Source organism: Pseudomonas peradeniyensis (assembly GCF_014268935.2).
GTDB classification, from domain to species: Bacteria; Pseudomonadota; Gammaproteobacteria; order Pseudomonadales; family Pseudomonadaceae; genus Aquipseudomonas; species Aquipseudomonas peradeniyensis.
The window spans coordinates 235,487-256,358 of sequence record NZ_JABWRJ020000001.1; the positions used below are offsets into that span (position 1 = coordinate 235,487).

General features: G+C 66.0%; 19 protein-coding genes. 12 read left to right on the forward strand and 7 right to left on the reverse strand.

Features of this window, described 5'->3' with window-relative positions; genetic code table 11:
* Positions 1-96: 96 nt before the first annotated feature.
* From HU751_RS01010 to HU751_RS01020, 3 genes are all read left to right on the forward strand, one after another.
* Complete coding sequence (locus HU751_RS01010) at positions 97-957, forward strand: glycine betaine ABC transporter substrate-binding protein (protein ID WP_186733767.1); 861 nt, start codon at positions 97-99, stop codon at positions 955-957.
* A gap of 231 nt (positions 958-1,188) precedes the next feature.
* On the forward strand, positions 1,189-1,500 hold the full coding sequence (locus HU751_RS01015; protein WP_186733766.1) for a DUF485 domain-containing protein: 312 nt from the start codon (positions 1,189-1,191) through the stop codon (positions 1,498-1,500).
* Positions 1,497-3,161: a cation acetate symporter gene (locus HU751_RS01020; protein WP_186733765.1), complete on the forward strand. Its 1,665-nt coding sequence runs from the start codon at positions 1,497-1,499 to the stop codon at positions 3,159-3,161. Before HU751_RS01015 ends, HU751_RS01020 begins: the two co-directional genes overlap by 4 nt.
* Before the next feature lie 77 nt (positions 3,162-3,238).
* On the opposite strand, the gene HU751_RS01025 is transcribed toward HU751_RS01020, so the two are convergent.
* On the reverse strand, positions 3,239-3,391 hold the full coding sequence (locus HU751_RS01025; RefSeq protein WP_082337667.1) for a DUF3309 family protein: 153 nt from the start codon (positions 3,389-3,391) through the stop codon (positions 3,239-3,241).
* 202 nt (positions 3,392-3,593) lie between these two features.
* Between HU751_RS01025 and HU751_RS01030 the strand changes: the two genes are divergently transcribed.
* Together HU751_RS01030 and HU751_RS01035 are read left to right on the forward strand one after the other, a co-directional pair.
* Complete coding sequence (locus HU751_RS01030; protein WP_186733764.1) at positions 3,594-4,409, forward strand: SDR family oxidoreductase; 816 nt, start codon at positions 3,594-3,596, stop codon at positions 4,407-4,409.
* 124 nt (positions 4,410-4,533) lie between these two features.
* Complete coding sequence (locus HU751_RS01035) at positions 4,534-4,719, forward strand: carbon storage regulator (protein ID WP_050704589.1); 186 nt, start codon at positions 4,534-4,536, stop codon at positions 4,717-4,719.
* Positions 4,720-4,726: 7 nt separating this feature from the next.
* Here HU751_RS01035 and HU751_RS01040 read toward each other — a convergent pair whose 3' ends face one another.
* The 5 genes from HU751_RS01040 to mnmC form a co-directional block, all read right to left on the reverse strand.
* Complete coding sequence (locus HU751_RS01040; RefSeq protein ID WP_050704590.1) at positions 4,727-4,954, reverse strand: YheU family protein; 228 nt, start codon at positions 4,952-4,954, stop codon at positions 4,727-4,729.
* A 77-nt stretch (positions 4,955-5,031) separates the two neighbouring features.
* On the reverse strand, positions 5,032-6,216 hold the full coding sequence (locus HU751_RS01045; RefSeq protein WP_186733763.1) for an osmoprotectant NAGGN system M42 family peptidase: 1,185 nt from the start codon (positions 6,214-6,216) through the stop codon (positions 5,032-5,034).
* 27 nt (positions 6,217-6,243) lie between these two features.
* On the reverse strand, positions 6,244-7,995 hold the full coding sequence (gene ngg / locus HU751_RS01050; protein WP_186733762.1) for an N-acetylglutaminylglutamine synthetase: 1,752 nt from the start codon (positions 7,993-7,995) through the stop codon (positions 6,244-6,246).
* Between the two features lie 3 nt (positions 7,996-7,998).
* The gene (locus HU751_RS01055; protein ID WP_186733761.1) at positions 7,999-9,786 is read right to left on the reverse strand and encodes an N-acetylglutaminylglutamine amidotransferase; all 1,788 of its coding nucleotides are present in this window, start codon (positions 9,784-9,786) and stop codon (positions 7,999-8,001) included.
* 230 nt (positions 9,787-10,016) lie between these two features.
* Positions 10,017-11,987: a bifunctional tRNA (5-methylaminomethyl-2-thiouridine)(34)-methyltransferase MnmC2/FAD-dependent 5-carboxymethylaminomethyl-2-thiouridine(34) oxidoreductase MnmC1 gene (mnmC, locus tag HU751_RS01060; RefSeq protein ID WP_186733760.1), complete on the reverse strand. Its 1,971-nt coding sequence runs from the start codon at positions 11,985-11,987 to the stop codon at positions 10,017-10,019.
* Positions 11,988-12,122: 135 nt separating this feature from the next.
* On the opposite strand from mnmC, the gene pap reads away from it, so the two are divergent.
* Positions 12,123-13,616, forward strand: a complete 1,494-nt coding sequence (pap, locus tag HU751_RS01065; protein WP_186712785.1) for a polyphosphate:AMP phosphotransferase — start codon at positions 12,123-12,125, stop codon at positions 13,614-13,616.
* Between the two features lie 160 nt (positions 13,617-13,776).
* Positions 13,777-14,730, forward strand: a complete 954-nt coding sequence (locus tag HU751_RS01070; protein ID WP_186733759.1) for a DMT family transporter — start codon at positions 13,777-13,779, stop codon at positions 14,728-14,730.
* Positions 14,731-14,816: 86 nt separating this feature from the next.
* On the opposite strand, the gene HU751_RS01075 is transcribed toward HU751_RS01070, so the two are convergent.
* On the reverse strand, positions 14,817-16,211 hold the full coding sequence (locus HU751_RS01075; RefSeq protein ID WP_186733758.1) for a class II fumarate hydratase: 1,395 nt from the start codon (positions 16,209-16,211) through the stop codon (positions 14,817-14,819).
* A 153-nt stretch (positions 16,212-16,364) separates the two neighbouring features.
* On the opposite strand from HU751_RS01075, the gene HU751_RS01080 reads away from it, so the two are divergent.
* From HU751_RS01080 to HU751_RS01100, 5 genes are all read left to right on the forward strand, one after another.
* Entirely contained in the window at positions 16,365-16,889 is a 525-nt protein-coding gene (locus HU751_RS01080; protein WP_186733757.1) for a DUF2059 domain-containing protein, read from the forward strand.
* Positions 16,890-16,899: 10 nt separating this feature from the next.
* Positions 16,900-17,199, forward strand: a complete 300-nt coding sequence (locus HU751_RS01085) for a BolA family protein (RefSeq protein ID WP_186733756.1) — start codon at positions 16,900-16,902, stop codon at positions 17,197-17,199.
* 192 nt (positions 17,200-17,391) lie between these two features.
* On the forward strand, positions 17,392-18,324 hold the full coding sequence (gene trhO, locus HU751_RS01090) for an oxygen-dependent tRNA uridine(34) hydroxylase TrhO (RefSeq protein WP_186733755.1): 933 nt from the start codon (positions 17,392-17,394) through the stop codon (positions 18,322-18,324).
* 3 nt (positions 18,325-18,327) lie between these two features.
* Positions 18,328-18,960: a DsbA family protein gene (locus tag HU751_RS01095; RefSeq protein ID WP_186733754.1), complete on the forward strand. Its 633-nt coding sequence runs from the start codon at positions 18,328-18,330 to the stop codon at positions 18,958-18,960.
* The gene (locus HU751_RS01100; protein ID WP_186733753.1) at positions 18,953-20,785 is read left to right on the forward strand and encodes an ABC transporter ATP-binding protein; all 1,833 of its coding nucleotides are present in this window, start codon (positions 18,953-18,955) and stop codon (positions 20,783-20,785) included. Before HU751_RS01095 ends, HU751_RS01100 begins: the two co-directional genes overlap by 8 nt.
* Positions 20,786-20,872 lie beyond the last annotated feature (87 nt).

Sequence of the window (20,872 nt, forward strand, 5' to 3'; positions counted from 1 at the left end):
GTCGCTGATCGTTCGCTGGAGGTCGCTGACAGAGCAGGTCGTGCGCGGGGGCAGGTCGATGATGCTCTCTCCAAGACCTGACGAGGGGATGCTTTGATGGCGACTTTTACAAGAGTACGACGTTTCCTGAGTGTGGGCGCCGCCCTGGTATTGACCATGAGCACTGCGCAGGCCATGGCCAAGGAAGTGAGCATCGGTTACGTGGATGGCTGGTCGGACAGCGTGGCCACCACCAACGTGGCCGCCGAGGTGATCAGGCAGAAGCTTGGCTACGACGTGAAGCTGCAGGCCGTGGCCACCGGGATCATGTGGCAGGGCGTGGCCACCGGAAAGCTCGACGCCATGCTCTCGGCCTGGTTGCCGGTGACCCATGGCGAGTACTGGGCCAAGAACAAGGACAACGTCGTCGACTACGGGCCGAACTTCAAGGATGCCAAGATCGGCCTGATCGTTCCCGAGTACGTCAAGGCCAACAGCATCACCGACCTCAAGACTGATACCAGCTTCAAGAACAAGATCGTCGGCATCGATGCCGGCTCCGGGGTCATGCTCAAGACCGAGCAGGCCATCAAGGACTATGACCTGACCGGCTACAAACTGACGGCCAGTTCCGGTGCGGCGATGACCGCCGAGCTGGGCCGCTCCTACGCCAAGCAGCAGTCCATCGCCGTGACCGGCTGGGTGCCGCACTGGATGTTCGCCAAGTGGAAGCTCAAGTTCCTCGAGGATCCCAAGGGCGTGTACGGCGCCGCCGAAACGGTCAACAGCATCGGCAGCAAGGAGCTGGCGAGCAAGGCGCCGGAAGTGGCCGAGTTCCTGAAGAAGTTCCAGTGGCAGTCCAAGGACGAGATCGGCGAAGTGATGTTGGCGATCCAGGAAGGCGCCAAGCCCGAGGCTGCGGCCAAGGACTGGGTGGCCAAGCATCCGGAGCGGGTCAAGGAGTGGACCGGCAAGTAATCGGCGCCATCGCGGGGCAAGTCGCATCGGCGCACCGCCGCTCCCACGGATTTCGAAGTCCTGCGTGGGAGCGGCGGTGCGCCGATGCGACTGGCCCCGCGATGCCTTGTGGTTGTTACGAAATCTGCAAAACACCGTTGCATCTAAGACTAAGGTCGTCTGGTTGGCGTCCAGCGGCAGCATAAAGTTGGAGTCGGGTTATCCCTACTCTGTGCTGCTAGGACAAAAACAATGAACGACAGCATTTACCAATCGATACAGAACAGTCCGCGCTTCAAGGAACTGGTCACCAAGCGCGAGCGCTTCGCCTGGATTCTCTCGGCGATCATGCTCGGCCTCTACTGCGCCTTCATCCTCCTCATCGCCTATGGCCCGCACGTGCTGGGCGCCAAGCTCAGCCCCGACTCGTCGATCACCTGGGGCATTCCCCTGGGCGTCGGTCTGATCCTCTCGGCCTTCGTGCTCACCGCGCTCTATGTGCGTCGCGCCAACGGCGAGTTCGATGAACTGAACAAGGCCATTCTCGAGGAGGCCAAGCAATGATCCGTCACGCCAAAACCCTGGCCGTCCTGGCCTGCGGTGCCTTCGCACCCGCCGTGTGGGCCGCCGATGCCCTGACCGGCGAGGTGCAGAAACAGCCGCTGAACGTCTCGGCGATCGCCATGTTCGTGGCCTTCGTCGCCTTCACCCTGGGCATTACCTACTGGGCCTCCAAACGCAACAAGTCGGCGGCCGACTACTACGCCGCCGGCGGCAAGATCACCGGCTTCCAGAACGGCCTGGCGATCGCCGGCGACTACATGTCGGCGGCCTCGTTCCTGGGTATTTCCGCGCTGGTGTTCACCTCGGGCTACGACGGCCTGATCTACTCCATCGGCTTCCTGGTCGGCTGGCCGATCATCCTGTTCCTGATCGCCGAGCGCCTGCGCAACCTGGGCAAGTACACCTTCGCCGACGTGGCCTCGTATCGCCTCGGGCAGAAGGAAATCCGCACCCTGTCGGCCTCCGGCTCGCTGGTGGTGGTGGCGTTCTACCTGATCGCGCAGATGGTCGGTGCCGGCAAGCTCATCGAGCTGCTGTTTGGCCTGGACTACCACGTGGCGGTGATCCTGGTGGGCATCCTGATGTGCCTGTACGTGCTGTTCGGCGGCATGCTCGCCACCACCTGGGTGCAGATCATCAAGGCGGTGCTGCTGCTGTCCGGTGCCAGCTTCATGGCGCTGATGGTCATGAAACACGTTGGTTTCGACTTCAACACCCTGTTCTCCGAGGCGATCAAGGTGCACGCCAAGGGCGAGGCGATCATGAGCCCGGGCGGCCTGGTGAAGGACCCGATCTCGGCATTTTCGCTGGGCCTGGCGCTGATGTTCGGCACCGCGGGCCTGCCGCACATCCTGATGCGCTTCTTCACCGTCAGCGACGCCAAGGAAGCGCGCAAGAGCGTGCTGTACGCCACCGGCTTCATCGGCTACTTCTACATCCTGACCTTCATCATCGGCTTCGGCGCGATCCTGCTGGTCAGCACCAACCCCGACTTCAAGGACGCCGCCGGCGCCCTGATCGGCGGCAACAACATGGCGGCGGTGCACCTGGCCGATGCCGTGGGTGGCAGCGTGTTCCTCGGCTTCATCTCGGCGGTGGCCTTTGCCACCATCCTGGCGGTGGTCGCCGGCCTGACCCTGGCCGGTGCCTCGGCGGTGTCCCATGACCTGTATGCCAGCGTCTGGCGCAAGGGCAAGGCCAACGACAAGGACGAGATCCGCGTGTCGAAGATCACCACCATCGCCCTGGGCGTGCTGGCGATCGGCTTAGGGATCCTGTTCGAGAAGCAGAACATCGCCTTCATGGTCGGCCTGGCCTTCTCCATCGCCGCCAGCTGCAACTTCCCGGTGCTGCTGCTCTCGATGTACTGGAAGAAACTGACCACCCGCGGCGCCATGATCGGCGGCTGGATGGGCCTGATCAGCGCGGTGGGCCTGATGATCCTCGGCCCGACCATCTGGGTGCAGATCCTTGGTCACGAGAAAGCCATCTACCCGTACGAGTACCCGGCGCTGTTCTCGATGATCATCGCCTTCGCCGGTATCTGGTTCTTCTCGGTCACCGACAAGTCCAAGGCTGCCGAGAGCGAGCGCGCGCTGTTCTTCCCGCAGTTCGTCCGATCGCAGACCGGCCTTGGAGCCAGCGGGGCGGTTTCCCACTGATCCTGGTTGCTGTCTGAACGACGCCCCGGCTTGCCGGGGCGTTTTCGTTCAACGGGGAGCCCGCTGCAATGCCTGGCTCAGATCCGACCGAGCAGCAACAGGATCAACAACACCACCAGCACCACGCCGATGATGCCGGATGGGCCGTAGCCCCAGCTGCGCGAGTGCGGGAAGACCGGTAAGCCACCGACCAGCAGCAGGATCAGGATGATGATGAGGATCGTGGTCATGATGGAGTCCTTGCGTGGTTGAGGGTCAAGGGCCTCGGAATGCTGGGCGCTTACTGTTCCGACTGTTGGCGGTGGGCAAAGATTCCATCGGTTGCGCAGGCCCCGGGTGGATGGATCCTCATTCAGCATTCTGATGCTGCACCGCTGTGGCCCGCGTTCTGGCTAGACTCCAGGCCAATCCCACTGTTCAAGGCAGCTGACCATGCACAATCGAATGATGATCACTGGCGCAGGCTCCGGCCTTGGCCGCGAGATCGCCCTGCGCTGGGCCCGTGATGGCTGGCGCCTGGCCTTGGCCGATGTCAATGAAGCGGGCCTGCGCGAGACCCTGGAGTTGGTGCGCGGTGCAGGCGGTGAAGGCTTCATCCAGCGCTGCGACGTGCGCGACTACAGCCAGCTCACCGCCTTGGCCCAGGCCTGCGAGGAGAGGTTCGGCGGCATCGACGTGATCGTCAACAATGCCGGGGTGGCCTCGGGTGGGTTCTTCGCCGATCTGTCCCTGGAGGACTGGGACTGGCAGATCGCGGTCAACCTGATGGGCGTGGTCAAGGGCTGCAAGGCGTTCCTGCCGCTGCTCGAACGCAGCCGTGGGCGGATCATCAACATCGCCTCGATGGCCGCCCTGATGCAGGGGCCGGGCATGAGCAACTACAACGTGGCCAAGGCCGGGGTGCTGGCCTTGTCCGAGAGCCTGCTGGTGGAGCTGCGCCAGGTCGAGGTGGCGGTGCATGTGGTGTGCCCGTCGTTCTTCCAGACCAACCTGCTCGACTCGTTCCGCGGACCGGATCCGGCGATGAAGGCACAGGTGGGCAAACTGCTGGAAGGCTCGCCGATCAATGCCGCCGATATCGCCGAGCATATCCATCAGCGGGTTGCGGCCGGCGAGTTCCTGATCCTGCCCCATGAAGCCGGGCGCCAGGCCTGGCAGCTCAAATGCCAGGCGCCTCAGCGGCTGTACGACGAGATGGCGGACATGGCGGTGAAAATGCGGGCGAAGGCACGCAAGACCGCGCATTGAGGGAAGTTTCTGTAGGTTTTTTTACCCTCGCCGGTAGGTTATGTCTATTTATCCGAAGAAGGATTGAGTAGGCCAAAGCTGGCGGGGCAGTCTCCGATTTTCCATTGAGCGGGAGGATCGGAGCATGCTGGTAATCGGACGAGAAGTGGGCGAGGTCATCGTCATTGCCGAAAACATCAGGATCCAGGTGATGTCCGTGGAGAACGGCCAGGTCCGTTTCGGTATTTGCGCGCCGCGCGAGGTGGAGGTGCACCGGGTCGAGGTGTACAAGCGCATCAAGGCGCTGGAGCTGGAGAAGCAACAAGCTTGAAGGCCTGCTACTCGAACAGCTCCTGCGGTACCTCATGTTTGGCCAGCAACTGGCACTGCTGGCTGTCCATGTCGAACAGGATGAAGGCCTGCCCCTTGGCCAGGGCCTGGCGCACCCGCAGCACGCGGGTTTCCAGCGGCGTGTCGTCGCCGTTGTCGGTCCCGTCGCGGGTGACGAAGTCTTCGATCAGGCGGGTCAGGGTTTCGGCTTCGAGTTGGTCGTAGGGGATCAGCATGGTCTGGGCGGCGGTTGTGGGAATGGGGGCATGCTACGTGAATTTGCGGTGCAATGCGCCCAGTCCCCTGTAGGAGCTTAGCCTTTGTTGCCTACCAGGCTGTCCACCGCCGGCACACGGGTGTCGCTTTCCATCTGCGCGTCGTGTTCCAGCTGGTGGCTGAAGCGCTCCAGTGAGGCATTGGCCGGCTGCGAGTCGCTGGCGAACACCGGCGGGCTGAGCAGGTAGGCGCCGAGCAGCCGGCTGAGCGCCGCCAGGCTGTCGATATGGGTGCGCTCGTAGCCATGGGTGGCATCGCAGCCGAAGGCCACCAGGGCGGTGCGGATATCGTGCCCGGCGGTCACCGCCGAATGGGCGTCGCTGAAGTAGTAGCGGAACAGGTCGCGGCGTACCGGCAAATCAGCATCGCCGGCCAGCTTCAGCAAGTGGCGCGACAGGTGATAGTCGTAGGGACCGGACGAATCCTGCATGGCCACGCTCACCGCGTGCTCGCTGGATGCCTGCCCCGGCGCCACCGGGGCGATGTCGATGCCGACGAACTCGCTGACGTCCCAGGGCAGGGCAGCCGCGGCGCCCGAGCCGGTCTCCTCGGTGATGGTAAACAAGGGGTGGCAGTCGATCAGTGGCTGGCGGCCGCTTTCCACCACGGCCTTGAGCGCCGCCAGCAAGGCCGCCACGCCGGCCTTGTCGTCCAGGTGGCGGGCGCTGATATGGCCGCTTTCGGTGAACTCCGGCAACGGGTCGAAGGCGACGCAATCACCGATGGCGATCCCCAGCGCTTCGCAGTCGGCGCGGGTGGCGCAGTAGGCGTCCAGGCGTACTTCCACATGTTCCCAGCTGATCGGCATCTGATCGATGGCAGTGTTGAACGCGTGCCCGCTGGCCATCAGCGGCAGCACGCTGCCGCGGTACACGCCGGTATCGGTGAACACGCTGACCCGGCTGCCCTCGGCGAAACGGCTCGACCAGCAACCCACCGGCGCCAGGGCCAGGCGACCGTTGTCCTGCAACTGGCGCACGCTGGCGCCGATGGTGTCCAGGTGCGCCGAGACGGCCCGGTCGGGCGAGTTCTGACGGCCCTTCAGCGTGGCGCGGATGGTGCCGCGACGGGTGAGCTCGAAGGGGATGCCCAGTTCGTCCAGGCGCTCGGCGACATAGCGCACGATGGTGTCGGTGAAGCCGGTGGGGCTGGGGATGGCGAGCATCTCCAGCAGTACACGTTTGAGGTAGTCGAGATCGGGTTCGGGGTGTTTCGCAGACATCAGGATTACTCCTTTGATTCGAGGGCCTCATCGCGGGGCCAAAGCCCGGCTATGCGGGAACAGCAGGTCGACGAAGCGCTCGGCGGTGGGCTGCGGTTCATGATTGGCCAATCCTGCACGCTCGTTGGCCTCGATGATCACGTAGTCCGGGTGCTCGGCATCGCGGACCATCAAATCCAGGCCCACTACCGGGATTTCCAGGGCGCGGGCGGCGCGTACGGCGGCATCGGCCAGTACCGGGTGCAGGCGCGCGGTAACATCCTCCAGGGTGCCGCCGGTGTGCAGGTTGGCGGTACGGCGCACGGCCAGCCGCTGCCCGGCGGGGAGGATGTCGTCGTAGCCAAGCCCCGCGTCCTTGAGCGTGCGCTCGGTTTCTTCGTCCAGCGGAATACGGCTCTCGCCACCCGTGGCCACCTGGCGGCGCCGGCTCTGGGCCTCGATCAGTGCGCGCAGGCTATGCCTGCCGTCGCCGATCACCTGGGCCGGATGACGGATCGCCGCGGCCACCACCTCGTAGCCGATCACCACGATGCGCAGGTCGACGCCTGCATGGAAGCTCTCCAGCAGCACGCGGCTGTCGAAGGCACCGGCTTGCTCCACGGCATGGTTCAGCGCTTCGAGGGTGGTGATATTGACCGCCACCCCCTGGCCCTGCTCGCCATCCACCGGCTTGACCACCACCGTGCCATGCTCGTCGAGGAACGCCTGGTTTTCATCGATGCTCCCCGCCAGTTGCTGCGCCGGTACCTGCAGGCCAGCGTTGTGCAAGGCCTGACGGGTCAGGCGTTTGTCCTGGCAGAGGGTCATGGTCACGGCGCTGGTCAGGTCGCTCAACGATTCGCGACAGCGGATGCGCCGTCCGCCCAGGCTCAGGGTGAACAGCCCGGCATCGGCGTCATCCACCTGCACCTCGATGCCTCGACGCAGCGCCTCGTCGACGATGATCCGCGCATAGGGATTGAGCCCGGCCTCGGGGCCCGGGCCGAGGAACAACGGCTGGTTGATGCCGTTCTTGCGCTTGATGGCGAAGGTCGGCAGAGTGCGGAACCCCAGCTTCTTGTACAGCCGCTTGGCCTGGCGGTTGTCGTGCAGCACCGACAGGTCGAGGCAGGCCAGGCCACGGCTCATGAAGTGTTCGATCAGGTGACGCACCAGCACTTCGCCGACGCCCGGGCGGGTGCAGTGCGGGTCCACCGCCAGGCACCACAGGCTGCAACCGTGCTCGGGATCATCGAACGCCTTGGCGTGGTCCAGGCCCATGACGCTGCCGATCACCGCATGGCTGTCTTCGTCCTCGGCCAGCCAGTACACCGGCCCGCCGAGGTGGCGTGGGGTGAGCAGCTCGGGATCGACCGGCAGCATGCCGCGGGCCTGGTACAGCGCATTGATCGCCTGCCAGTCCGCCGCACCTTGCGCCCGGCGAATGCGAAAACCGCGGAACACACGCTGCGCTGGGCGATAGTCGGTGAACCACAGGCGCAGGGTGTCCGACGGATCGAGGAACAGTTGTTGCGGCGCCTGGGCCAATACCTGCTGCGGGGCGGCGACGTACAGGGCAATGTCGCGCTCGCCGGCCTGCTCTTGCCGCAGCGCTTCGGCCAGGCTGAGCGGATCGGGGTAGGTATGCCCGATCAGCAGCCGCCCCCAGCCACAATGCACGGCCCTCGGCTGGTCGTGGGGCTCGCTGCCGTCGCCGGCCAGGCGTGCCTGCAGACGCTCGTAGGATGGCGCCTGGCCGCGCAGCAGGCGCTGGCCATAGGCGATCTCGTGGGCTTTCATCGGTCAGATTCCTTGTTCGCTGAGCCACAGGTTCAGGGCTGCCAGCTGCCACAGCTTGGAGCCGCGCAGCGGGGTGAGCTGGCCGTGGGGGTTGCTCAGCAGGCGGTCGAGCATGGCCGGGTCGAACAGCCCGCGATCCTGGCTGGGGTCGGTCAGCAGCTCGCGCACCCAGTCCAGGGTGGCGCCTTGCAGGTGCTTGAGGCCGGGCACCGGGAAGTAGCCTTTCTTGCGGTCGATCACCTCGTGTGGGATGACCCGGCGCGCCGCCTGCTTGAGCACCTGCTTGCCGCCGTCGGGCAGCTTGAAGCGCGCCGGGATGCGTGCCGACAGCTCCACCAGGCGGTAGTCGAGGAATGGCGTGCGCGCCTCCAGGCCCCAGGCCATGGTCATGTTGTCCACCCGCTTGACCGGGTCATCCACCAGCATCACCGTGCTGTCCAGGCGCAGGGCCTTGTCCACCGCGTCCGGCGCGCCGGGGCGGGCGAAGTGCTCGCGGACGAAGTCGCCGGCCGCGTCGTTGTCGAGGCGCCACGGCGCCTGCACGGTGTCGCGGTATTCGGCGTGGCTGCGGTCGAAGAACGCCTCGCGATAGGCAGCGAAGGCATCCTCGGCGCCGTTCACCTGCGGGTACCAGTGGTAGCCGGCGAACAGCTCGTCGGCGCCCTGGCCGCTCTGCACGCCTTTGCAATGCTTGGCCACTTCCCGCGAGAGCAGGTAGAAGGCGATGCAGTCATGGCTGACCATCGGCTCGCTCATGGCGCGGAAGGCCGCCGGCAACTGCTCGATGATCTCGTGCTCGGCAATGCGCAGCTTGTGGTGGCGGGTGTGGTAGTGCCTGGCGATCAGGTCGGAATACTGGAACTCGTCACCGCGCTCGCCGCCAGCGTCCTCGAAGCCGATGGAGAAGGTCGACAGGTCGTCCACCCCGGCCTCGCGCAGCAGGCCGACCAGCAGGCTGGAGTCGACGCCGCCGGAGAGCAGCACGCCGACATCCACCGCGGCGCGCTGGCGGATCGCCACGGCGTCGCGGGTGGCGTCGAGCACGCGGCTGGTCCAGCCTTCCAGGTCGAGCTCGCGCTCGTCCGGGTTCGGGCCGTAGTGCAGTTGCCACCAGGTCTGGCGCTCGACCTCGCCATGGCGGTCGATGCGCATCCAGGTGCCGGGCTCGAGCTTTTGCACATTGGCCAGCAGGGTGCGTGGCGCCGGCACCACGGCGTGGAAATTCAGGTAGTGGTTCAGTGCCACCGGGTCGATCATCGGGTCGATATCGCCACCCTTGAGCAGCGCCGGCAAGGTCGAGGCGAAGCGCAGGCGCTCGCCGTTGCGCGACAGGTACAGGGGCTTGACGCCCAGGCGGTCGCGGGCCAGGAACAGGCGCTGGTTGTCGCGCTCCCAGATGGCCAGGGCGAACATGCCGTTGAGCTTGGGCAGCAACGCCGCGCCCCAGGCGTGGTAGCCCTTGAGCAGCACCTCGGTGTCGCCGTCGGACCAGAAGCTGTAGCCCAGGGCCAGCAGCTCCTCGCGCAGCTCGGGGAAGTTGTAGATGGCGCCGTTGAAGGCCAGCGCCAGGCCCAGGATGCTGTCGACCATGGGCTGGGCCGAGCCGTCGGACAGGTCCATGATCTTCAGGCGCCGGTGGCCGAGGACGATCGGGCCCTGGCTATGGAAGCCCCAGGCGTCGGGGCCGCGGGGCGCCAGGTGGTGGGTAATGCGCTCCACCGCGGCGAGGTCCGCCGGGCGTGGGGCTTGGTCGATGGGGGTGAAACGCAACTCTCCTGCTAATCCGCACATAAGTCCTTACCGGTTTTGCCGTTGGGGAGGTGTGCCGCGAAGGTGGGCACTTAGGTAGTGACCGGGGTGGGTTGAGAGAGTTTTAGATCGATCTGTTATATAGGGCGAATGGCCCTCGGGACCGCGTTGCGGTCCTTTCGCCGGCAAGCCGGCTCCCACAGACGCTCGTGATGTTCCTGTGGGAGCCGGCTTGCCGGCGAAAGGGGCGCAACGCGCCCCCGGCGATATTGCTACTTGCCGCGAATCAGCCGGCGCAGCGCGAAACGGTTGGGATGACAGGCCTCGGCCACCGCCCTGGGCAGCGGCAAGGGCTCGCCGCTGGCCCAGGCGGCGATCAGCTCTCCAGACAGCGGTGCAGTAATCAAACCGCGCGAGCCATGCCCGCTGTTCACATACAGCCCATCCAGCCACGGGCAGGCCACCTCGGGTACCTGCCGCGCATCCTTGGCCAGCATGGCGTAGGCCTGGTTGAACGCCTCGGCATCGGCCAGCGGCCCGACGATGGGCAGGTAGTCCGGGCTGGTGCAACGGAACGCCGCGCGACCTTCCAGTTGCTCGACATCGAGCTTGCCGACGGCCAATCGCTCGGCCAGGTCCGTGGATATCTCGTCCAGCATTGCCAGGTTGCCCTGGTGCTCGGCTACGGTCGGTGTGGTGTCCTGGCTGTGGAAGTCGAAGCTGGCGCCCAAGGTGTGCTCATCGCCACGTGGCGGCGCCACATAGCCTTCGGCGCAGACCACCGTGCGCAGCTCCCGGCTGGCCACGGTGGCCGGCAGGCGGGTGATCTGCCCGCGAATGCGCTTGAGCGGCAGCCCGGCGCAGGCCGGGAAGTCACGGATATCGGCAGCCCCGGCCAACACCACCAGCGGCGCGCTGGCCAGCAGGCGCTCGCCGTCCCAGGCCTGCCACAGGCCGTCTGCCTTGCGCAGCGCGATGACGTTGGCGTGGCCGAGCAGGCGGATGCGCGGATGGTCCAGTTGCGCCTGGCACAGCGCCGGCGGGTGCACCCAGCCACCCTCGGGGTAGAACAGGCCGCCGCTGGCCAGCGCCACGCCCGCCACGGCTTCGGCCTGCACGCGGTCGAGCTGGCGCAGCAGGCTGTTGTCGAAGGCGCTCGCCAGCTTGGCCTGGCGTTCGCCTTCCTTGTCGTCGAAGGCCAGTTGCAGCACGCCGCAGGCGTCCCAGTCCTGGCCGCGTTGCAGGTGTTCGAGCCAGCGTCGGGTGTAGCCGAAGCCGGAAAGGATCATCTGCGACAGGGCGGTGCCATGGGCGGACAGCTTGAGGTACAGCACGCCTTGCGGGTTGCCCGAGGCCTCCTGGGCAGGCCCGTCGTGACGCTCCAGCACGCTGACCTGCCAACCCCGGGCCGCCAGGCTGCGCGCGGTGGCGCTGCCCGCCAGGCCGGCACCGATCACCAGCGCCTCGCGTGGCCCCGGCAAAGGCGCCGGGTGGGCGTACCAGGGCGCCGCGGGGGCGGCTGGCGCGCCGCTGTAGACGCCGTGCATCACTTCCCATTTCTTGCCGATACCGGGCACCTTCTTCATGGTGAAACCGGCCTCGATCAGCGACCGGCGCACCCAGCCGGTGGTGGTGAAGGTGCCGAGGGTGGTGCCGGGATACGACAGGCGTGCCAGCTGGGCGAACAGCTCCGGCGTCCACATGTCGGGGTTCTTCGCCGGGGCAAAGCCGTCGAGGAACCAGGCGTCGATGCGCGCGTCCAGTTGCGGCAGTTGCTCCAGCGCATCGCCGATCATCAGCGTAAGGGTGACGCGGCCGTCATCGAGGCTCAGTTGCTGGAAACCCGGATGGATCGCCACGTACTGATCGAGCAGGGGCCGGGTGAACGCCGCCAGCGCCGGCCACAGCCGCATGGCGCGCTCCAGGTCGTCGCGGCTCAGGGGGTACTTTTCCACGCTGACGAAATGCAGGCGCGCCTCGGTGTGGGCCAGCTCGGCGAACAGCTGCCAGGCGCAGAAGAAGTTCATGCCGGTGCCGAAGCCTGTTTCCCCGATCACCAGGCAGTCCCGCGGCGCCAGCTCGGCGAAGCGCTGGCGCAGGTGGTTCTGCTCGATGAACACGTGCAGGGTCTCGTCGATGCCTTCGTTGATGGCGAAATACACATCGTCGTATTGCCGGGAGTGAGGGCGGCCCTGGTCGTCCCAGTCAATCTGGGCGTGCTGGGGGAGGGTGGTGTCGGACATGGTCGGCTCGGTTGCAGCGGATGACGGATTTTAAGCGATCCGAGCGGCAAGTGTCGGCCTTATCGCAAGGCGCGACAGGATCGATACGGATGGCGCAAATCCGCTAATCTTGCTTATCCATTGAAGGAGCCCTCCATGTTCGAATCCGCCGAAATCGGTCACAGCATCGACAAGGACACCTACGAAGCGGAAGTCCCCGCCCTGCGCGAGGCGCTGCTCGAAGCCCAGTACGAACTCAAGCAGCAGGCGCGCTTCCCGGTGATCGTGCTGATCAACGGCATCGAGGGCGCCGGCAAGGGCGAGACGGTCAAGCTGCTCAACGAGTGGATGGACCCGCGGTTGATCGAAGTGCGCACCTTCGACCAGCAGACCGACGAGGAGCTGGCCCGGCCACCGGCCTGGCGCTACTGGCGGGCGCTGCCACCGAAGGGGCGGATGGGTGTGTTTTTCGGCAACTGGTACAGCCAGATGCTCGAAGGCCGTGTGCACGGCCAGTTCAAGGACGCCGTGCTCGACCAGGCCATCGCCGGCGCCGAGCGCCTGGAGCAGATGCTCTGCGACGAAGGCGCGCTGATCATCAAGTTCTGGTTCCACCTGTCCAAGAAACAGATGAAGGCGCGGCTCAAGGCGCTCAAGGAAGACCCGCTGCACAACTGGCGCATCAGCCCGCTGGACTGGCAGCAGTCGGAAACCTACGACCGCTTCGTGCGCTTCGGCGAGCGGGTGCTGCGCCGCACCAGCCGCGACTACGCGCCCTGGCATGTGATCGAGGGCGTCGACCCGCATTACCGCAGCCTGGCGGTGGGGCGCATCCTGCTGGAGAGCCTGCAGGCGGCCCTGGCCAACAACCCCAAGGGCAAGCATCAGGGCAACGTCGCGCCACTGGGGCGCAGCATCGACCAGAAGAGCCTGCTCGGTGCCCTGGACATGACCCTGCGCCTGGACAAGCACGACTACCAGGAACAGCTGGTCACCGAACAGGCGCGCCTGGCCGGCCTGCTGCGCGACAAGCGCATGCGCCGCCACGCCCTGGTGGCGGTGTTCGAAGGCAACGACGCGGCCGGCAAGGGCGGGGCGATCCGCCGCGTGGCGGCGGCGCTGGACCCGCGCCAGTACCGCATCGTGCCGATTGCCGCGCCCACCGAGGAAGAGCGTGCCCAGCCGTACCTGTGGCGGTTCTGGCGCCATATCCCGGCCCGCGGCAAGTTCACCATCTTTGACCGCTCCTGGTATGGCCGGGTGCTGGTGGAGCGGGTCGAGGGCTTCTGCAGCCCGGCGGACTGGATGCGCGCCTACGGCGAGATCAACGACTTCGAGGAGCAACTGAGCAACGCCGGGGTGGTGGTGGTCAAGTTCTGGCTGGCCATCGACCAGCAGACCCAGCTTGAGCGCTTCGAGGAGCGCGAGCAGATCCCGTTCAAGCGCTACAAGATCACCGAGGAGGACTGGCGCAACCGTGACAAGTGGGACGTCTATTCCGAGGCGGTGGGCGACATGGTCGACCGCACCAGCACCGAGATCGCGCCGTGGACCCTGGTGGAGGCCAACGACAAGCGCTGGGCGCGGGTAAAGGTGCTGCGCACGATCAACCAGGCGTTGGAGGCAGCGTTCGCCAAGGACAAGAAGTAAGCGAGTTCGTGGGAGCGGCGCACCGCCGCTCCCACGAAAGCCCGCCCACGCGTTGAGCATGCATCCAGGGAATGACCTGATGAAATCTTTTCCCGCCACATCCTCCCCGGCAAGCCTTTAGACTGCACCTTCCCCCACCAAGGCCCGACTCGAGGACACCATGCACATTTCTTCCGGACGCTGGGTCCAGGGCCTTCTGCTGGCGCTGTTGACCGCGTTGCTCTGGGGCATCCTGCCGATCAAGCTCAAGCAGGTGCTGCAGGTGATGGACCCGGTGACCGTCACCTGGTACCGCCTGAGCGTGTCCGGCGGCCTGTTGTTCGCCTGGCTGGCGGCCAATCGGCGGCTGCCGTCGTTCAGTCGTCTTGGAATGAAGGGCAAGGGCCTGGTGGCCGTCGCGGTGGCCGGCCTGGTCGGCAACTATGTGCTGTACCTGGTCGGCCTCAACCTGCTCAGCCCCGGTACCGCGCAGCTGGTGGTGCAACTGGGGCCGGTGCTGTTGCTGGTGGCCAGTGTGTTCGTGTTCAAGGAACGCTTCAGCCTGGGGCAGGGCCTGGGCCTGCTGGTGCTGCTGGCGGGGTTCGGGCTGTTCTTCAACCAGCGCCTGGAAGAGCTGCTCACTTCGCTCGGCACCTACACCACCGGTGTGTTGACCATCATCCTGGCGACCAGCATCTGGGTGTTCTATGCCCTGAGCCAGAAGCAGCTGCTGACGGTGTGGAACTCGCAGCAGGTGATGATGGTGATCTACCTGTGCTGCGCGCTGCTGCTCACGCCCTGGGTGCATCCGCTGGAGGCGTTGCAGCTCAGCCCGTTGCAGGGCTGGTTGCTGCTGGCCTGCTGCCTGAACACGCTGGTGGCCTATGGCGCGTTCGCCGAGGCGCTGGCGCATTGGGAGGCCTCGCGGGTCAGCGCGACCCTGGCGCTGACGCCGCTGGTGACCTTCGTCGCGGTGGCGCTGGCGGCCTGGCTGTGGCCGGATTACGTGCATGCCGAGCAGATCAATGGCCTGGGCTATGTCGGGGCGGTGACGGTGGTGCTGGGGTCGGCGTTGGTGGCGTTGGGGCCGTCGCTGATCGCTGGGTGGAAGGTACGTCGGGTGCGGGTTGATTGATAATTTCATCGCGGGGCAAGCCCGCTCCCACGCTGCGTTTGGTGGCTGGCGTGGGAGCGGGCTTGCCCCGCGATGAGGCCACCGGATCAGCCCTTGCCGCCAGGCGCCAGCATGTTCTCTGGCCTTACCCACTGGTCGAACTGCTCGTTGGTCAGGTACTTCAGCTCCAGCGCCGCTTCGCGCAGGGTCTTGCCTTCGCTGTAGGCCTTCTTGGCGATTTCCGCCGCCTTGTCGTAGCCAATATGCGGGTTCAGCGCCGTCACCAGCATCAGCCCGCGCTCCAGGTGCGCGGCCATCTGCCCGGCATCCGGCTCGATGCCGGCCACGCAGTGCTGCTGGAAGTTGCGACAGCCATCGGCCAGCAGCTCGATCGACTGCAGCAGGTTGTGGATGATCACCGGCTTGAACACGTTCAACTGCAGGTGGCCCTGGCTTGCGGCAAAGCCGATCGCCGCGTCGTTGCCCAGCACCTGGCAGGCCAGCATCGACAACGCCTCGCATTGGGTCGGGTTGACCTTGCCAGGCATGATCGAGCTGCCCGGCTCGTTGGCCGGCAGGCGTATCTCGGCAAGCCCCGCGCGCGGACCGGAGCCCAGCAGGCGCAGGTCGTTGGCGATCTTCATCAGGGCCACGGCCAGGGTCTTCAGTGCGCCGGCCAGGCTGGTCAGCGGCTCGTGGCCGGCGAGGGCGGCGAACTTGTTCGGCGCGGTGACGAACGGCAGGCCGGAAAGCGCCGCCAGCTCCGCGGCAATAGCTTCGGCAAAGCCGTGCGGGGCGTTGAGGCCGGTGCCCACGGCGGTGCCGCCCTGGGCCAGCTCGCAGACCGCCGGCAGCGTCGCGCGGATGGCGCGCTGGGCATAGTCGAGCTGGGCGACGAAGGCCGAGACCTCCTGGCCGAAGGTGATCGGCGTGGCGTCCATCATGTGCGTGCGCCCGGTCTTGACCAGGTGCGTATGGCGCGCCGACAGCTCGGCCAGCCCCGCCGACAGCTCGGCGATCGCCGGCAGCAGCTTGTCGTGCACGGCCTGGGCTGCGGCGATGTGCATGGCGGTGGGGAAGCAGTCGTTGGAGCTCTGCGAGCGATTGACGTGATCGTTGGGGTGTACCGGCAGCTTGCCACCGCGGCCCTTGCCGGCCAGCTCGTTGGCACGCCCGGCGATCACTTCGTTGACGTTCATGTTGCTCTGGGTGCCGCTGCCGGTCTGCCACACCACCAGCGGGAACTGGTCGTCGTGGTCGCCGGCAAGCACTTCGTCGGCGGCCTGTTCGATCAGCCGGGCGATGTCGGCGGGCAGGTCGCCGTTGCGGTCGTTGACCCGGGCAGCGGCTTTCTTGACCAGTGCCAGGGCGTGCAGCACCGCCAGCGGCATGCGCTCCTTGCCAATGGCGAAGTTGATCAGCGAACGCTGGGTCTGCGCACCCCAGTAGGCGTCCTCTGGAACTTCGACCGGGCCCAGGCTGTCTGTCTCGATACGGCTCATGCTGCGCTCACTCCTTTGTAGTCCGAAATCGCAGTTTAGGCCCTGATTCGACACAGCGGTTCAGTCGCTCGTCGTGCCACTTGAGCACTTCGCCATCACGGCGCAGAATGCTCTACCCTGAGGTACTCGCCTCCCTTTCTTGAAGGAAATGCAATGACCCGTCTTCGTGTCCTCTGTGCCGCCGTTGCCCTGGCCTGCGCCAGCGGCCAGGTACTCGCAGCCACCCCAGCCCACAACGCTGCCGCCGAGAAATTCCTGACCCTGGCCAATGCCGACAAGTTGGGCACTCCGGTGTACATGCAGGTCCAGCAGATGTTCGCCCAGCGTTTCGAACAGACCAAGGCGCCGGCTGCCAAGAAAACCGTGCTCGACAGCTACCAGGCCAAGGCCAACGCTGCCCTGGACAACGCCATTGGCTGGAAGAAGCTCAAGCCGAAGATGGTCGACCTGTACACCGCGACCTTCACCGAGGCCGAGCTGAACGACCTGGTCAAGTTCTACGAGTCGCCGCTGGGCAAGAAAGTCCTGCGCGAGATGCCCAAGGTCACCCAGCAGTCGGCCCAGCTGACCCAGCAGAGCCTGGAGCCGGCGGTACCGGTGGTCAACAAGCTGCTCGACGACATGACCAAGGAACTCGACCCGAGCGCCGGCAAGGCAGCCGCTCCGGCGAAGAAGTGAGCCTGACGCGATGAACATGCAGCAACGCATCGAACAGCAGCTGGCGCCGCTGGGCACCGACCACCTCGAAGTGCACAACGAAAGCCACATGCACAGCCGTGGCCAGGAAACGCACTACAAGGCGGTGCTGGTCAGCGAGCAGTTCGCCGGGCTGAACAGCGTCAAGCGCCACCAGAAGGTCTACGCCACCATGGGTGAGCTGATGGGCGAGATCCACGCCCTGGCGATCCACACCTACACGCCCGAGGAATGGGCGGCGGTCGGCGTGGCGCCGGCCTCGCCGGTGTGCGCCGGCGGCGGCAAGCACTGAATCCTTTCCGGGATTCTGGTAGACTGCACGCCTCACAGACATCCTGTCGACGCCATCGCGGGGCAAGCCCGCTCCCACGCCAGCCACTGAGCGCAGCGTGGGAGCGGGCTTGCCCCGCGATGGCGTCGCCATGATTGCATTTGTCATTCCGGTCCGCCCCTTACGAGGGTGACCACCTGGAGATTCAACGCAATGACCCAACCGATCGTCGTGGCGGCGCTGTACAAGTTCGTCACCCTGGAAGACTACGTCGAACTGCGCGAGCCGCTGCTCAAGGTCATGGCCGACAACGGCGTCAAAGGCACCCTGCTGCTGGCCAACGAAGGCATCAACGGCACCGTCTCGGCCACCCGTGAAGGCATCGACGCGCTGCTGGCCTGGCTGCGCAGCGACCCACGCCTGGTGGATGTCGACCATAAAGAATCGTACTGCGACGAGCAGCCGTTCTACCGCACCAAGGTCAAGCTCAAGAAAGAGATCGTCACCCTTGGCGTGCCGGGCGTTGACCCGAACAAGGCGGTCGGCACCTACGTCGATCCGAAAGACTGGAACGCGCTGATCAGCGACCCGGAAGTGCTGCTGATCGACACCCGCAACGACTACGAAGTGGCCATCGGCACCTTCAAGGGCGCCATCGACCCGAAGACCGAGACCTTCCGCGAGTTCCCCGACTACATCAAGGCCAACTTCGACCCGAGCAAGCACAAGAAGGTCGCCATGTTCTGCACCGGTGGCATCCGCTGCGAGAAGGCCTCCAGCTACATGCTCGGTGAGGGCTTCGAAGCCGTCTATCATCTTAAGGGCGGCATCCTGAAATACTTCGAGGAAGTAGCCCAGGAAGAAAGCCTCTGGGACGGCGACTGCTTCGTCTTCGACAACCGGGTCACCGTGCGTCACGACCTGACCGAGGGCGAGTACGACCAGTGCCACGCCTGCCGCCACCCGATCGACGTGAAGGACCGGGAGTCGGAGCACTATTCGCCAGGCGTGAGCTGCCCGCATTGCTGGGACAGCCTGAGCGAGAAGACCCGGCGCAGCGCCATCGACCGCCAGAAGCAGATCGAACTGGCCAAGGCGCGCAACCAGCCACACCCGATCGGCTACAACTACAAAGCCGAGGCTTGATGCATGTCCGCACGCCTGCTCTATGTGATGGACCCGATGTGTTCCTGGTGCTGGGGTTTCGCCCCGGTGGCCGAGGCGCTGATCGCCCAGGCCCGCGAGGCGGGTGTCGTCACCCGCCTGGTGCCCGGCGGCCTGCGCAGCGGCGGCAGCGCCCTGGATGCCTCGACCCGCAAGTACATCCTCGAGCACTGGCAGGCGGTGCATGACGCCACCGGGCAGCCGTTCCTTTTCGACGGCGCGATGCCCGACGGCTTCGTTTACGACACCGAGCCTGCGTGCCGCGCGCTGGTCGCGGCGCGTGAGCTGGACGATGAACGGGCCTGGACGCTGCTCAAGCTGATCCAGCGCTCGTTCTACGAGCAGGGGCTGGATGTCACCCGCGCCCCGCAGCTGGTGGAGCTGGCCGAACAGGCCGGTTTCGACCGCGAGCAGTTCTCGCAGCGCTTCACCAGCGCCGATACCCGCGCCGCCACCAGCGCCGACTTCGGCTGGGTACAGGACCTGGGCATTGCCGGTTTTCCCACGCTGCTGGCCGAGCGCAATGGCCAGCTGGCGTTGCTGACCAACGGCTACCAGTCGCTGGACAGCCTGCAGCCGCTGCTCGGCCGTTGGCTGCAGCAGGCCGCCTGTGCTTGACCTGCCAGGGTCGCCAGACCCTGTGCCAGGGAAGTCCCCCGCTGTGCCCGATCGCCTGAGCTGGGCGGAAATCCGCCGTCTGGCCCTGCACCACAAGAAGGCTTTGTGGACCGCCAACCTGGTGGCCGTGCTCGCCGCCCTGTGCAGTGTGCCCATCCCCTTGCTGCTGCCGCTGCTGGTGGACGAAGTGCTGCTGGGCCATGGCGATGCTGCGCTGAAGTGGATGAACAACTTCCTGCCCTCGGGCTGGCAGGTGGCCGCGGGCTATATCGGCCTGATGCTCTGCGCGACCCTGGGCCTGCGCCTGGCGGCGCTGGCGTTCAACGTGGTCCAGGCCAAGCTGTTCGCCGGTCTGGCCAAGGACATCGTCTACCGTCTGCGCATCCGCCTGATCGAGCGGCTCAAGCGTATTTCGCTCAAGGAATACGAAAGCCTGGGCAGCGGTACGGTGACCACCCACCTGGTCACCGACCTGGACACCCTCGACAAGTTCGTCGGCGAAACCCTGAGCCGTTTCCTGGTGGCGGTGCTGACGTTGACCGGCACCGCCGCCATCCTGATCTGGATGCACTGGCAGCTGGCGCTGTTGATCCTGCTATTCAACCCGCTGGTGATCTTCTTTACCGTGCAGCTGGGCAAGCGCGTCAAGCACCTGAAGAAACTCGAGAACGACAGCACCGCGCGTTTCACCCAGGCGCTGACCGAGACCCTCGACGCGATCCAGGAGATCCGTGCCGGCAACCGCCAGGGCTACTTCCTCGGCCGTCTGGGCCTGCGTGCCCGCGAGGTGCGCGACTACGCGGTGGCCTCGCAGTGGAAGAGCGACGCCAGTGGCCGGGCCAGTGGCCTGTTGTTCCAGTTCGGCATCGACATCTTTCGTGCCGCGGCGATGCTCACCGTGCTGTTCTCCGACCTGTCGATCGGCCAGATGCTGGCGGTGTTCAGCTACCTGTGGTTCATGATCGGCCCGGTGGAGCAGTTGCTGAACTTGCAATACGCCTACTACGCCGCAGGCGGCGCGTTGAGCCGCTTGAACGAGTTGCTGGCACGGGCCGACGAGCCGCAGTACCCGGCGGCCAGTGATCCGTTCGCCGGGCGTGACACGGTCGGCATCGAGGTGCGCGACCTGCGCTTCGCCTATGCCGACGAGCCGGTGCTCGACCAGCTGAACCTGGCCATCGCCCCGGGCGAGAAGGTGGCCATCGTCGGCGCCAGCGGCGGTGGCAAGAGTACCCTGGTGCAGTTGCTGTTGGGGTTGTACAGCGCCCAGGCCGGGACCATCCGCTTCGGCGGCGCCAGCCTGCAGGAGATCGGCCTGGAGACCCTGCGCGAAAACGTCGCGGTGGTACTGCAGCACCCGTCGCTGTTCAACGACAGCGTGCGCGCCAACCTGACCATGGGCCGCGATTGCAGCGACGATGCCTGCTGGCAGGCGCTGCGTATCGCCCAGCTGGATGCCACCATCGCCGCGCTGCCCCAGGGCCTGGACAGCATCGTCGGGCGCTCCGGCGTGCGCCTGTCCGGCGGCCAGCGCCAGCGCCTGGCGATCGCCCGCATGGTGCTGGCCGAGCCTAAGGTGGTCATCCTCGACGAGGCCACCTCGGCGCTGGACGCCGCCACCGAGTACAACCTGCACCAGGCCCTGGCGCGGTTCCTCAGTGGCCGCACCACGCTGATCATCGCCCACCGCCTGTCGGCGGTGAAGCAGGCCGACCGCGTGCTGGTGTTCGACGGCGGCCATGTGGCCGAGGACGGCGGCCACCAGCAACTGATCGCCGAGGGCGGTCTGTACGCTAAACTCTACGGTCACCTGCAGCAGACCTGACTCACCTACAGGCGCTGCGCCCCTTTCCCCGTCATCAAAAACCACGCCACAGGCATGGCAAATGGCCTACGCTGTGCTTGTCTAGGT

What these genes read in the sequence shown, in the direction of transcription:
- HU751_RS01085 (WP_186733756.1), top strand. Translation starts at nt 16,900, where the DNA reads ATGAACATGCAGCAACGCATCGAACAGCAGCTGGCGCCGCTGGGCACC.
- HU751_RS01080 (WP_186733757.1), top strand. Translation starts at nt 16,365, where the DNA reads ATGACCCGTCTTCGTGTCCTCTGTGCCGCCGTTGCCCTGGCCTGCGCC.
- HU751_RS01010 (WP_186733767.1), top strand. Translation starts at nt 97, where the DNA reads ATGGCGACTTTTACAAGAGTACGACGTTTCCTGAGTGTGGGCGCCGCC.
- ngg (WP_186733762.1), bottom strand. Translation starts at nt 7,995, where the DNA reads ATGAAAGCCCACGAGATCGCCTATGGCCAGCGCCTGCTGCGCGGCCAG.
- trhO (WP_186733755.1), top strand. Translation starts at nt 17,392, where the DNA reads ATGACCCAACCGATCGTCGTGGCGGCGCTGTACAAGTTCGTCACCCTG.
- mnmC (WP_186733760.1), bottom strand. Translation starts at nt 11,987, where the DNA reads ATGTCCGACACCACCCTCCCCCAGCACGCCCAGATTGACTGGGACGAC.
- HU751_RS01030 (WP_186733764.1), top strand. Translation starts at nt 3,594, where the DNA reads ATGCACAATCGAATGATGATCACTGGCGCAGGCTCCGGCCTTGGCCGC.
- HU751_RS01015 (WP_186733766.1), top strand. Translation starts at nt 1,189, where the DNA reads ATGAACGACAGCATTTACCAATCGATACAGAACAGTCCGCGCTTCAAG.
- HU751_RS01040 (WP_050704590.1), bottom strand. Translation starts at nt 4,954, where the DNA reads ATGCTGATCCCCTACGACCAACTCGAAGCCGAAACCCTGACCCGCCTG.
- HU751_RS01075 (WP_186733758.1), bottom strand. Translation starts at nt 16,211, where the DNA reads ATGAGCCGTATCGAGACAGACAGCCTGGGCCCGGTCGAAGTTCCAGAG.
- HU751_RS01025 (WP_082337667.1), bottom strand. Translation starts at nt 3,391, where the DNA reads ATGACCACGATCCTCATCATCATCCTGATCCTGCTGCTGGTCGGTGGC.
- HU751_RS01055 (WP_186733761.1), bottom strand. Translation starts at nt 9,786, where the DNA reads ATGTGCGGATTAGCAGGAGAGTTGCGTTTCACCCCCATCGACCAAGCC.
- HU751_RS01070 (WP_186733759.1), top strand. Translation starts at nt 13,777, where the DNA reads ATGCACATTTCTTCCGGACGCTGGGTCCAGGGCCTTCTGCTGGCGCTG.
- HU751_RS01045 (WP_186733763.1), bottom strand. Translation starts at nt 6,216, where the DNA reads ATGTCTGCGAAACACCCCGAACCCGATCTCGACTACCTCAAACGTGTA.
- HU751_RS01035 (WP_050704589.1), top strand. Translation starts at nt 4,534, where the DNA reads ATGCTGGTAATCGGACGAGAAGTGGGCGAGGTCATCGTCATTGCCGAA.
- HU751_RS01095 (WP_186733754.1), top strand. Translation starts at nt 18,328, where the DNA reads ATGTCCGCACGCCTGCTCTATGTGATGGACCCGATGTGTTCCTGGTGC.
- pap (WP_186712785.1), top strand. Translation starts at nt 12,123, where the DNA reads ATGTTCGAATCCGCCGAAATCGGTCACAGCATCGACAAGGACACCTAC.
- HU751_RS01020 (WP_186733765.1), top strand. Translation starts at nt 1,497, where the DNA reads ATGATCCGTCACGCCAAAACCCTGGCCGTCCTGGCCTGCGGTGCCTTC.